Annotated in this window: 11 protein-coding genes and 1 pseudogene; 8 read left to right on the forward strand and 4 right to left on the reverse strand. The window is 76.0% G+C overall.

Annotation, left to right across the window (positions count from 1 at the left end; genetic code table 11):
• Positions 1-4: 4 nt before the first annotated feature.
• A complete protein-coding gene (locus ACFPK1_RS21760) occupies positions 5-1,594 on the forward strand; it encodes a leucyl aminopeptidase family protein (protein WP_378023037.1) in 1,590 nt (529 codons plus the stop codon).
• On the opposite strand, the gene ACFPK1_RS21765 is transcribed toward ACFPK1_RS21760, so the two are convergent.
• Positions 1,583-2,365 carry an O-methyltransferase gene (locus ACFPK1_RS21765; protein ID WP_378023038.1) on the reverse strand — a complete coding sequence of 261 codons (783 nt, stop codon included), beginning with the start codon at positions 2,363-2,365 and terminating at the stop codon, positions 1,583-1,585. The two genes, ACFPK1_RS21760 and ACFPK1_RS21765, sit on opposite strands and share 12 nt — an antisense overlap.
• A gap of 218 nt (positions 2,366-2,583) precedes the next feature.
• Between ACFPK1_RS21765 and sigE the strand changes: the two genes are divergently transcribed.
• From sigE to tatB, 4 genes are all read left to right on the forward strand, one after another.
• The gene (sigE, locus tag ACFPK1_RS21770; RefSeq protein WP_378023039.1) at positions 2,584-3,246 is read left to right on the forward strand and encodes an RNA polymerase sigma factor SigE; all 663 of its coding nucleotides are present in this window, start codon (positions 2,584-2,586) and stop codon (positions 3,244-3,246) included.
• Positions 3,243-3,878 (forward strand): zf-HC2 domain-containing protein, encoded by a 636-nt coding sequence (locus ACFPK1_RS21775; RefSeq protein WP_378023040.1) that lies wholly within the window; start codon positions 3,243-3,245, stop codon positions 3,876-3,878. The genes sigE and ACFPK1_RS21775 overlap by 4 nt, the downstream gene beginning before the upstream one ends.
• Positions 3,879-4,025: 147 nt before the next feature.
• Positions 4,026-5,645 (forward strand): trypsin-like peptidase domain-containing protein, encoded by a 1,620-nt coding sequence (locus ACFPK1_RS21780; RefSeq protein ID WP_378023041.1) that lies wholly within the window; start codon positions 4,026-4,028, stop codon positions 5,643-5,645.
• Between the two features lie 9 nt (positions 5,646-5,654).
• Positions 5,655-6,098 (forward strand): Sec-independent protein translocase protein TatB, encoded by a 444-nt coding sequence (gene tatB, locus ACFPK1_RS21785; RefSeq protein ID WP_378023042.1) that lies wholly within the window; start codon positions 5,655-5,657, stop codon positions 6,096-6,098.
• Positions 6,099-6,102: 4 nt separating this feature from the next.
• Here tatB and ACFPK1_RS21790 read toward each other — a convergent pair whose 3' ends face one another.
• Positions 6,103-7,638, reverse strand: coding sequence for an AMP-binding protein (locus tag ACFPK1_RS21790; RefSeq protein ID WP_378023043.1), 1,536 nt, complete (start codon positions 7,636-7,638; stop codon positions 6,103-6,105).
• A 156-nt stretch (positions 7,639-7,794) separates the two neighbouring features.
• Here ACFPK1_RS21790 and ACFPK1_RS21795 point away from each other — a divergent pair, with 156 nt between their 5' ends.
• Positions 7,795-8,553, forward strand: coding sequence for an adenylate/guanylate cyclase domain-containing protein (locus tag ACFPK1_RS21795; protein ID WP_378023044.1), 759 nt, complete (start codon positions 7,795-7,797; stop codon positions 8,551-8,553).
• On the opposite strand, the gene ACFPK1_RS21800 is transcribed toward ACFPK1_RS21795, so the two are convergent.
• On the reverse strand, positions 8,516-9,031 hold the full coding sequence (locus ACFPK1_RS21800) for a MarR family winged helix-turn-helix transcriptional regulator (RefSeq protein ID WP_378023045.1): 516 nt from the start codon (positions 9,029-9,031) through the stop codon (positions 8,516-8,518). The two genes, ACFPK1_RS21795 and ACFPK1_RS21800, sit on opposite strands and share 38 nt — an antisense overlap.
• An 82-nt stretch (positions 9,032-9,113) precedes the next feature.
• Here ACFPK1_RS21800 and ACFPK1_RS21805 point away from each other — a divergent pair, with 82 nt between their 5' ends.
• Together ACFPK1_RS21805 and rsgA are read left to right on the forward strand one after the other, a co-directional pair.
• Positions 9,114-9,986 carry a dioxygenase family protein gene (locus ACFPK1_RS21805; RefSeq protein ID WP_378023046.1) on the forward strand — a complete coding sequence of 291 codons (873 nt, stop codon included), beginning with the start codon at positions 9,114-9,116 and terminating at the stop codon, positions 9,984-9,986.
• 210 nt (positions 9,987-10,196) lie between these two features.
• A complete protein-coding gene (rsgA, locus tag ACFPK1_RS21810) occupies positions 10,197-11,237 on the forward strand; it encodes a ribosome small subunit-dependent GTPase A (protein WP_378023047.1) in 1,041 nt (346 codons plus the stop codon).
• Positions 11,238-11,315: 78 nt separating this feature from the next.
• On the opposite strand, the pseudogene ACFPK1_RS21815 reads toward rsgA, so the two are convergent.
• Positions 11,316-11,503: pseudogene (locus ACFPK1_RS21815) on the reverse strand (IS630 family transposase); the annotation flags it as partial.

The raw sequence follows: 11,503 nt of genomic DNA on the forward strand, positions 1-11,503 counted from the left end.
CTCCGTGGGGCGGGACGGCGCCGGCTCCGCGGTCGATCCGCAGTACGCGGCTCCGGCGCTGCCCACCCCGCTCGCCGTCCTGACCGTCGACGGCTCTCCCGACGACGCCCCCGACGCGGCCGCCACGGTGCGCTGGCGGCGGCGCGACGAGCGCCCCGACGCGGATCGCACGGACTCCGCCGACGCCACCGACCCCCCGGACACCACCGACGACGCCGGCGACGGCGCGGTCGAGGGTGCGCCGCCGGGGTGGCGGCCCTCGGCGGGGTCCGTCGCCGCGCTCCCCATCACGACACCCACCACGACACCCACCGACCTGGCGAGCTGGCTCGTCGGCGTCGGCGAGGGCCGCACGCGCGACTGGCGGGCCGCGGGCGCCGCGGCGGTCCGCGCCGTCCGCGACGCCGCCGCGAGCGCGCTGGGCGTGGCGGCCGCCGACGAGCGCGTCGCCGTGCTGCGCCCCGACCGCCCCGAGGACGCGCCGCGCTCCGCCGACGAGTGGGCCGCGCTGGCGCTCGGCGTCGTGCTCGGCTCGCACCGCTTCACCGTCCGCTCCGAGCGCACCCCGCCGAGGCTGCGGGTGCACCTCGAGGTCCCCGCCGAGCACCGTGCTGACGTCGACCGCGCCGTCGAGCTCGCGACGGCCACCGCCCGGACCCGCGACCTCGCCGACACGCCGTCGGGCGCCAAGTCGCCGGCCTGGTTCGCCGACACCGCGTCCGCGCTCGTCGCCGACGCCGACGGTCTCGAGGTCACCGTCCGGGACGAGCACTGGCTCACCGCTCAGGGCTTCGGCGGCGTCCTGGCCGTCGGCGGCGGCTCGTCGCGCCCGCCCCGGTTCCTCGAGCTCCGCTGGGCGCCGGAAGGCGCGAGCGACCACGTCGTCCTCGTCGGCAAGGGCATCACGTTCGACACCGGCGGCATCTCCATCAAGCCGAACGCCGGCATGGCGGACATGCGCACCGACTGCGCGGGCGGCGCCGCTGTCGTGGCCGCCCTGCGCTCGCTCGCCCGGCTGCGGGTGCCGGTGCGGGTGACGGGCCTGGTCCCGCTCGCCGAGAACCACGTCTCCGGCTCCGCGTACCGCCCCGGCGACGTCGTGCGCCACCGCGGCGGCACCACCACCGAGGTCACCAACACCGACGCCGAGGGGCGCATGGTGCTGGCCGACGCGATCGCCTACGCGCTCGAGGAGCTGGCCCCCGACGTGGTCGTCGACGTCGCCACGCTCACCGGCGCGATGAAGGTCGCGCTCGGCGTGCGCACCGGCGGCGTGTTCGCCAGCGACCCGGGCCTGCGCGCGGCGATCGTCGCGGCCGGCGAGGGCACGGGGGAGGCGTGGTGGCCGATGCCGCTGACCGCCGACCTCGACCCGGACGTCGACTCCGCCATCGCCGACGTCCGCCAGGCCCCGGGCGGGCCGGGCGCCATCGCGGCGGCGCTGTTCCTGCGCCGCTTCACCGGCGGGCGGCCCTGGGCCCACCTCGACATCGCCGGGCCGGCGCGCTGCGACAGCCCGCACGAGGAGGTCGCCAAGGGCGCCACGGGCTTCGCCGCCCGGACGCTCGTGGAGTTCTGCGCGTCACGCGCCTGACGGGTCGCGCCGGGCCGCGCAGAGCAGGCCCTCGGCGATCGGCAGCACCAGCGGCACGAGGCGCTCGTCCTCCCGGACCGCCCGCACGGTCTCGCGCAGCGCGCCCGCCACTGCCTCGCGGCGCACCGGGTCGGTCAGCCGGCCCTGCCAGAGCACGTCGTCGACGACCACCACGCCGCCCGGGCGCAGCAGGCGCAGCGACGCCTCGAGGTCGCGGGGCATCTCGGTGGTGACGCCGTCGACCACGACGAGGTCGTAGCCGGCGTCGGAGAGCTTGGGCAGCACCTGCCGCGAGGTGCCCTTGATCATGCGGACGCGGCCGGGCGCGAACCCCGCCTCGATGCACGCCACGCGGGCCCGGACCTGGCGCTCCCCGTCGGGGTCGATGCTGGTCAGCAGCCCGTCGGCGGGCATGCCGCGCAGCAGCGCCACCGTGCCCAGCCCGAGCCCGGTGCCGATCTCGACGACCGAGCGCGCCCGGGTGGCGGCGGCGAGGAAGGTCAGGGCCGCCGCGGTGGCGGGCGCGACGGGGACGACGCCCTCGGCGGTGGAGCGCTCGCGCAGCCCGGCGAGCAGCTCGTCCTCGACGTGGAAGGCCTCGGCCCGCTCGGCGATGCGGGTCCGCGCCCGGGTGGCGGCCTCGGCCTGGTCGGGGCCGTCGGCGGCCACGGCGGTGCCGGCCTCCTTGCGGACGGCGCGCAGCGGGCGCGAGGGGCCGCGCACGCCCCCGCCGCCCCCACCGCCGCGCCCTCCGGGGCGTCCCGTCGCCATCCGAGCAGGCTAGATCGCGAGGAGGGCCCGGCGCGGCGTGCCGCGCCGACACGCCGCCGACACGGTCGGGGTGAGGGGCGGATCACGCCGTCCCGCGGAAACTCAGCGCCCTCTCAGCTCGACCTCACCCCTGTGACATGACGGCCCGCCAGAGTGGTGCCCACGTCGCCGGAACCCCGACCGGCCGCCGTCAGCCGAGCCGAGGAGCACGCACCCCGATGCCCGACCGACCCGCCCCCGCCGCCGTCTCCCCCTCGGGCGCGCCGTCCTCGGGCGGGACCGCTGTCCTCGAGCGTCCCGAGCAGACCCCTGTCGCCACCGACGACGTCTTCGACGAGACCGGCACGTGGGTGCCGCCGACCTGGGACGACGTCGTGCGCCAGCACGCCGACCGGGTCTACCGCCTGGCCTACCGGCTGACCGGTGACGCCCACGACGCCGAGGACCTCACGCAGGAGACGTTCATTCGCGTGTTCCGGTCGCTCGCGGGCTACAAGCCCGGCACCTTCGAGGGCTGGCTGCACCGCATCACGACCAACCTCTTCCTCGACATGGTCCGCCGCCGCGCGCGGCTGCGCATGGAGGGCCTCCCCGAGGACACCGACCGCCTCCCCGGCGGTGGCCCCGACCCCGAGCAGGTCTGGTCCGAGGCCCACCTCGACCCCGATCTGCAGGCCGCCCTCGACGCGCTGGCCCCCGAGTTCCGGGCCGCCGTCGTGCTCTGCGACGTGGAAGGTCTGTCGTACGAGGAGATCGCGGCGACCCTGGGTGTCAAACTGGGGACCGTGCGAAGCCGCATCCACCGCGGGCGTCAGGCCCTGCGCGCCGCGCTCGAGTCCCGCGCCGCCGACCGTGTCGGGCCCTCCCGGAGCTCAGCATGATCTCCGGGCGCACCGGGGCGTCGGGCTGGTCCCGGCGGTTCACCGAGTCCGGTCACCTCGCGCTCGACGCCGTCGTCGCCTTCGTCGACGACGAGCTGCCGCCCGGCCCGGCGCACCGCGCCGCCGCCCATGTCGACCGGTGCCTGTCCTGCGCCGCCGAGGTCGCCGCCCAGCGACAGGCCCGCCGCCGGGTGCGCGCCGCCGGGGGCCCGGCCGTCCCGAGCTCGCTGATCAGCGCCCTGTGCTCCATCCCGGACGCCGCCCCCGTCCCGCAGGCGCCCGCGGGGCTCGCGGTCGCTCCCGACGGCGAGATCGTGGTCGCCGAGGAGCCGGAGCGCGGTGACGAGCCCCGCGCCCGCCGCTGGCCGGAGCGGCGCCGCACGTTCGGGCTGCCCGTGGCCGTCAGCTCCGGGGTGGTCGTGGGCGCGGCCGCCCTGGCCGCCTTCGCCGGGCCGGCGGTCGTGTCCGGCACCGCGCCGTCCTCCGGCGTGCCGGCGCTCGGCAGCGTGGCGCCGAGCGTCACGCCGACCGCCGCGGCCGCCGACCTCGCCGTCCGCGACCGTGCCGCCGACCGTGCCGTGGCGGCGTCGACCGCCTCCTCGCCGGGCCTCCCGGGCCCCGGCGCCCCCTGAGCGCCCGCCCGCTGACCGGCCCTTCACCGCTGCGGTCGCACGCTGTGACCGTGTCGACGCGAGGCGCGCCCCGAGGCTCTACGGTGGTGGAGCGATGAGCACCACCCTGGAGCGGCCCGCCCGCCTGCGCACCCGCCGGGACACGCGATGACCGGACCCACCGACCCGTCCGCCGGGTCCACGCCCGACGCCGACCCGCAGGCACCGTCGCACGGGCACGCCAACGGGCACGCCAACGGGCACGCCAACGGGCACGCCAACGGCCACGCCAACGGCCACACGAACGGCCACACCAACGGCCACACCAACGGCCACACGAACGGCCACGGGCACCGGGCCGACGAGCGGGAGCTCGCCGCGCTCTTCGGGCGCCCCGCCGGCGTCGAGGGCGGCTTCGGCGCCCCGGGCGGCGAGACGGGGCGGGTACGCCCGCCGGGGCGGGGCGAGCCGCCCGCGCCGGCGCTCGTCGCCGCGTTCGGCCGGCCCGAGGGCGCGGAGCCGTCGTCGCTGCAGCGCCCCGCGGCCCCGGTGGATCCGGGCGGCGACCGCCCCGACGACTTCTGGGAGAACGACACCGCCACCACCGACCCGTGGCGCGACCCCGACGCGGGCGCGGAGCTGGGCGGCCCGGCACTGGGGGAGTCGCGCCCCGGCCGGGCCGTGCCGCCGACCGGCCCGCGGCTCTCCGCCCGCGAGCTCGTGCTCGGGCGGCGCGTGCAGCCCACCGCGCTCGCCCTGCTGGCCGTCGTCGCGCTGCTGCTGGGCGCGGTCGGCGGCGTGGTCGGCTGGGCCGTCGCGGGCGGCGCCGACAGCCTCGTCGACCCCGGGGCCACGCTGACGCCGGTCGAGGCGGGCCGGGAGCGCCCGCCGGGCTCGGTGGCCGACGTCGCCGGGCGCGTCGCCCCCGCCGTGGTGTCGCTGGAGCTGCAGGCGGGCAGCAGCGGCGGCACCGGCTCGGGCGTGGTGCTCACCCCGGACGGCTACATCGTCACCAACAACCACGTCGTCGAGCTCGCGGCCACGGACCCGCGCGCGAGCCTCGAGGCCGTCTTCGCCTCCGGCCTGCGCGCGCCGGCCCGCGTGGTGGGGCGCGACCCGCAGACCGACATCGCCGTGGTGAAGGTCGACATCGCGAACCCCGTCGTCGCCCAGCTCGGCAGCTCGGCCGACCTGCGCGTCGGCGACGGCGTCATCGCCATCGGCTCGCCGCTGGGCCTGGCCGGCACGGTCACCGAGGGCATCGTCAGCTCGGTCGACCGCCCGGTGCGCCTCGACGCCGAGTCGGCCGAGGCCAACCCCGTCATCGACGCCATCCAGACCGACGCGGCGATCAACCCCGGCAACTCCGGCGGCGCGCTGGTCGACACCTCGGGCGCCGTCGTCGGCATCAACACCGCGATCCGCACCCTCGGCGGGGGCGAGGGCGGCTCGATCGGCCTCGGCTTCGCCATCCCGATCGACGACGTCCGCGCGATCGCCCAGTCGATCATCCGCACCGGCGGCTACACCCACAGCGACCTCGGGGTGAACGCCAAGTCGGTCACCGACGGCACCGCCGACGGCGCGCAGATCCTCAACGTCCGCCAGGGCGGGCCCGCGTCGCGCGCCGGGGTGCAGGAGGGCGACGTCGTCCTGCGGGTCGACGACCGCCCCATCGCGTCCGCCGACGAGCTCGTCGTCGCCGTGCGGGAGCACCCGCCGGGCCAGATCATCAGCCTGGGCGTGGTGCGCGAGGGCCGTCCGCTGACGCTGCAGGTCACGCTCTAGGGGGCCGGGGTGTTCGACAACATCGGCTGGCCCGAGCTGCTCGTGCTCGCCCTCGTCGGGCTGTTCGTGCTGGGCCCGGAGCGCCTGCCCGCCGCCGCGTCCTGGGTGGCCAGCACCGTGCGGACCATCCGCGACTACGCCACCGGCGCCCGCGACCAGCTGCGCCAGGAGCTCGGCCCCGAGTTCGACGAGCTGCGCAAGCCCCTCGAGGACCTGCGCTCGGTGCGCGACCTCGACCCGCGGCGTGCCGTGCGCCAGAACCTGTTCGCCGAGCCGCCCGCGGACGGCACGTGGAGCGGCGCGGCGACCCCGGGCACCGCGGCGGCGGCCACGCCGGCGGCACCCGCCTCCCGGAACGGCAACGGGACGTCCTCCGCGCCGACCCCGCCGCGCACCACGAGCCGCCCCCTGCAGCAGGGGGAGATCGCCCCGGTCGACCCGGACGCGACCTGATCCGTCAGTTGACCTGGCGGCCGCGTCCCTCCCAGTACTCCGCACGCAGCTTGAACTTCTGCAGCTTGCCCGTGGCCGTCCGGGCGAGCTCCGCCCGGAACTCGACCGAGGTCGGGGCCTTGTAGCGGGCGAGGTGGGCCTTGCAGTGCTCGATCAGCTCGGCCTCGGTGACCTGCTCGCCCGGGGCGAGCACCACCAGGGCCTTGATCGTCTCGCCCCACTTCTCGTCGGGCACGCCGATGACCGCGACCTCGGCGACCGCGGGGTGGCTGAACAGCGTGTCCTCGACCTCGATCGAGGACACGTTCTCCCCGCCACTGATGATCACGTCCTTGCGGCGGTCGCTGATCGACAGGTAGCCGTCCTCGTCGAGGGTGCCGCCGTCGCCGGTGTGGAACCACCCGTCCCGGAGCACCTTCCCGGTCTCGTCGGGCCGCTCCCAGTAGCTCTTGAGGACCACGTTGGACCGGGCGAGGACCTCGCCGTCGTCGGAGATCCGCACCTTCACGCCGAGGGCGGGGGCCCCGGCGCGCCCGAGCCGGGCCGCGCGGTCCTCGGTCTCCAGGTCGTCCCACTCGGCGCGGCGGCGGTTGAACGTCAGCAGCGGCGAGGTCTCGGTGAGGCCGTAGATCTGGATGAACTCCCAGCCCAGGACGTCCTCGACCTGCGCGATCGTCCGCGTGGGCGGGGGCGCACCCGCGCCGACGATGCGGACGGTCCCGCGGCCGGGGATCTCGCCCTCCCACTCGGCGGCGGCGGTGAGCACGGCGGAGATGACCGCCGGGGCGGCGCAGAGCACGGTGACGTCGTGGGCCGCGACCCGCCGCAGGATCTCTGCGCCGTCGACCTTGCGCAGGACGACGTGCTTCGCCCCGAGGCCGGTGACGGCGTAGGGCATGCCCCAGCCGTTGGCGTGGAACATCGGCAGTGTGTGCAGGTAGACGTCGCGGTCGCTCACCCCGAGGTGCATCCCGAACGTCGTCGCGTTGACCCACAGGTTCCGGTGGGTGAGCTCGACGCCCTTCGGCCGCGCCGTCGTGCCGCTCGTGTAGTTGATCGTCGCCGTGGCGTCCTCGTCCGGCTCCCACGGCTCGGGGTCCACGCCGAAGCGGTAGATCTCCTGGTCGCCCTGCTCACCGAGCACGATCGTGCGCGCGCACGGGACGCCTTTCAGCGCCTCCTCGAGCTCGGGGTCGACGAGCAGCAGGCTCGCCCGGGACTGCTCGACGATGTAGGTGACCTCGTCGACCGAGAGGCGGAAGTTCACCGGGACGAGCACGCGCCCGTGCCCGGACACCCCGAAGAACGAGACCAGCAGGCGCGCGCTGTTGTGGGAGACGATCGCGACGCGTTCCCCGAAGCCGATCCCCATCGCGTCCAGCGCGGCCGCCTGGGCGCGGGCGAGCTCGGCGACCCGCGCGTAGGTGAGGTCGGTCAGGGGCGCGGCCGGCTGGTCGGGCTCGTCGACGATGCCGACCCGGTCGCCGTAGACGATCTCGGCGCGGTCGAGGAAGTCCTGGATCTCGAACGGGACCTGCATCATCAACTCCAGTGGCCGGCCACAGTGCGGTCGTCGAACGGTGCCACGGAGATCGTCCATCGGGCGAGAGGTCGCTCACGACGAGACCTTCGCGCTCGGAGGTCTCCCGGGCCCGCTGTTACGTTCGGTGACGTGCTTGCGCATCAGCGAGAGCCGGTGCGCCGTGTCCTCGAGGCGGCCAACCGGCTCGACAGCGACCCGCGGCTGCTCGCCGCGGTCGAGTGGGCGCGCTCGCGGCTGCCCGGCGACGCCGCGTACGGCGACCCGCTCTCGACCGGCGACGACGCCGTCGGCCGCGTCGCCGCCCAGCTCGCCCCGCTGGCGGCGACGCGCCCGAGCGTGCTGCGCGAGGTCGGGCTGACCGCGCTGCAGCTCTGGCAGGCGCACGCCGGGATCGAGGAGCGCGCCAGCGACGAGCAGGTGGTCGTGCTGTTCACCGACCTCGCCGGCTTCTCCGACTGGACCCTCGAGGTGGGTGACGACATCGCGGTGTGCGCGCTGCGGCGCGTCGGCGCGGTCGTCGAGCCGCTGGTGCGCCGCCGCGGCCGGGTGGTCAAGCGCCTCGGGGACGGGCTGATGGCGGTGCACCCGAGCGCCGAGGACGCCGTCGAGGTGGCGCTCGCCGCGCGGGACGCGGTGGGCGAGCTCGACGTCGACGGGCACCGGCTGCACCTGCGCGCGGGCGTGCACGTCGGCACCCCGCAGCAGCTCGGCGGCGACTACTACGGCCGCGACGTCAACATCGCCGCGCGCATCACCGACGCGGCCGGACCGGACGAGGTCTGCGTGTCCAGCCCGACCCGCGAGCTGCTCGACGGCGGGCGCTTCGCGACGTTCCCGCTGAGCCGGCGCCGCGGGAAGGGCGTGCCGCCCGACATCACCCCGTGGCGGGTCGGTCGCCGGCCTCCCGGCTGAGGGGGTTGGCGCGCAGGCCGCCCGACGGGTCGAGGCGCCCGAGGATCGCGGCGGTGACGCAGGCGAGCGACTCGACGCCCTCGCCGTCGAGCGCGTCGAAGATGAGCCGGCGGACCTCGGCGGCGTGGCCCGGCGCGGTCGCGCGGACCTTCTCCAGGCCGGCGTCGGTGAGCCGGGCGACGGTGACGCGCCCGCTCTCGGGCGAGGGCTCGCGCGTCACCCAGCCCTGGCTCTCCAGACGCGCCACCACGTGCGAGAGCCGCGAGAGCGAGGAGTTCACGGTGGCCGCGAGCGCGCTCATCGGCAGCGTGCGCCCCGGCGTCTCGGAGAGCATCGCCAGCGTGAGGTAGGAGAACTGGGTCAGGCCCGCGTCGCGCTGCAGTTGCGCGTCGAGCGCGGCGGGGAGGAGCGTCATCACCGCGGCGGTGCGCCGCCACGCGCGCTGCTCGTCGTCGTCCAGCCAGGGCCCCTCGTGCATGACCCTCACATTACTTGATGCTTCAACTCTTCGCAGGTAGTGTCCGGAGTTGAAGTATCAACCTCGTTCGCAGGGAGTCGTCATGGACCCGTTCGCCACCGCCCACCCGGGAGCGGCGTTCGACGCCTACGAGCCGGCCGCGCGGGAGCGCGCCGCACGGCGCACGCCCTGGCGGCCCGAGGACGGCCCGCTCCCGGCGCTCTACGTCAGCCACGGGGCGCCGCCGCTGTTCGACGACGCGGAGTGGATGACGCGCCTGGGCGAGTGGGCCGACCGGCTGCCGACCCCGAGGGCGATCCTCATCGTCTCGGCGCACTGGGAGTCCGCGCCGCTGACGCTGTCGAGCCCGGAAGCCGGAACCCCGCTGGTGTACGACTTCGGCGGCTTCGCCGAGCGCTTCTACCGGATGACCTACGCGACCCCCGACGCCACGGCGCTCGCCGCCCGCATCGCCGCGACCCTGCCCGACGGGCAGCCCGCGCACACCTCGCGCCGCGGGCTCGACCACGGCGCCTGGGTGCCGCTGAAGGTCATGTACCCGCTCGGCGACGTGCCGGTCCTGCAGATGAGCCTGCCGACCGAGGACCCGGACCGCCTGCTCGCCATCGGCACGCGCCTGCGCGAGCTGCGCAGTGAGGGCGTGCTCGTCATCGGGTCGGGCTTCATGACCCACGGGCTGCCGTTCCTCTCCCGCGAGATGCTCGCGGGACAGCAGACCCCGGGCTGGACCGGCGACTTCGACGCCTGGGCCGCCGAGGCTCTCGACCGCGGCGACCTCGAGACCCTGCACGGCTTCCGCGACGCCCCCGGGATGCCCTACGCCCACCCGACCGCCGAGCACTTCGTGCCGCTGTTCGTCACCCTCGGCGCCGCCACCGACCCCGAGGGCCCGGTGACCACGACGATCGACGGCACCATGTGGGGCCTGTCCCGGCGCTCACTGCAGGTGGCCTGAGCGTCACGGGAAAAGGGCTGGCGGGCCCGGTGGTCGACCGGGCACGCTGAGCGGGACCGGGGTGCACGAGCCCCGGGACGACTTCGAGGAGTGAACGCCATGGCCGCCCGCAGCGGGCGCCATGACCGGCGCCGTCACGCCATCACACGGTGACGCCACGCCGCGCCGAGGCGCGGCCGGGGCGTCCTGCTCGAAGGGTCGTACCCTGCAGTGTTCTCGCACTCCACGCATGACTCCGTCCTGCCCACCTACGGCTGGGACAGCTCCTGGGAGCAGCTCGCTCTGTCCTCCGACGCGCCGGCGGGCTCCGTGCCGGGCCGCGTCGCCCGCGTCGACCGCGGCCGGGTCGACGTCCTGACCGACACCGGCCGCGTCCACGCCGCGCCGCGCAGCGCCTGCGCGGTCGGCGACTGGGTGCTCGTCCACGACGGCGTGGTCGCCGCCGTCCTGCCGCGCCGCACCACCCTCGCCCGTGCCGCCGCCTCGGGCCGCTCCGAGGCCCAGGTGCTGGCGGCGAACGTCGACACCGTCCTCGTCACCGTCCCCGCCGGGTCCACGTCCCGGGTCGGGCGCGTCGAGCGTCTCGTCGCGCTGGCGTGGGAGAGCGGTGCGACCCCGGTGCTCGTGCTCACCAAGATCGACCGGTGTGACGACCTCGCCGGCGTCCTCGCGGAGCTGGCCCTCGCCGCGCCCGGCGTCGAGGTCGTCGGCGTCAGCGCCGTGACGGGGGAGGGCGTCGACGCGGTGGCCGGGGCCGCACAGGGCACCACGGTGCTCGTCGGGCCGTCCGGTGCCGGCAAGTCCACGCTCGCCAACGCCCTGCTCGGCACCGACCTGCTCGCGGTCGGCGCCGTGCGCGCCGTCGACGACAAGGGCCGGCACACCACGGTGCACCGCGAGCTCCTGCCCCTGCCCACCGGCGGGGTGCTCGTCGACACCCCGGGGCTGCGCGCCGTGGGCGTCCGCGACGCCGCCGAGGGCATCGACCGCGCCTTCGCCGACGTCGTCGACCTCGCCGAGCACTGCCGCTTCGCCGACTGCGCGCACGAGCACGAGCCCGGGTGCGCGGTGCGGGCGGCGGTGGACGCCGACGAGCTCCCGGGACGACGGTTCGAGGCGTATCGCAAGCTCCGGCGCGAGGACGAGTGGGCGGCGGCACGCACCGACGCTCGCTTGGCCTCCGAGCGGCGCGCGCGGTGGAAGCAGGTCACCAAGGACCAGCGCGCTCGTTACCGGGCACGCGGGCGCTGAGCGCTCGCCGCCCCTGGTGAAGCGAACGCGCTGCTCGTTGCTTCTAGGCGTACGAACGGCGCGTTCGCTGCAACCTCGCTAGTGTCCTGAGTCGTAAGTTCGCCAGCGGTTGCAGTAGTTGGCGATGCTGTCAAGGATATCGTCGGCGGTCTTGGTCCAGACGTAGGGCTTGGGGTCGTCGTTCCAGGCCTTGATCCAGGCGCGGATATCGGCGTTGAGCGCGGACACCGAGCGGTGCGCCGAGCGTTGCAGCTTCTTGGTGGTCA

Origin of the sequence: Actinomycetospora rhizophila (assembly GCF_042657905.1) — a bacterium.
Lineage (GTDB): Bacteria > Actinomycetota > Actinomycetes > Mycobacteriales > Pseudonocardiaceae > Actinomycetospora > Actinomycetospora rhizophila.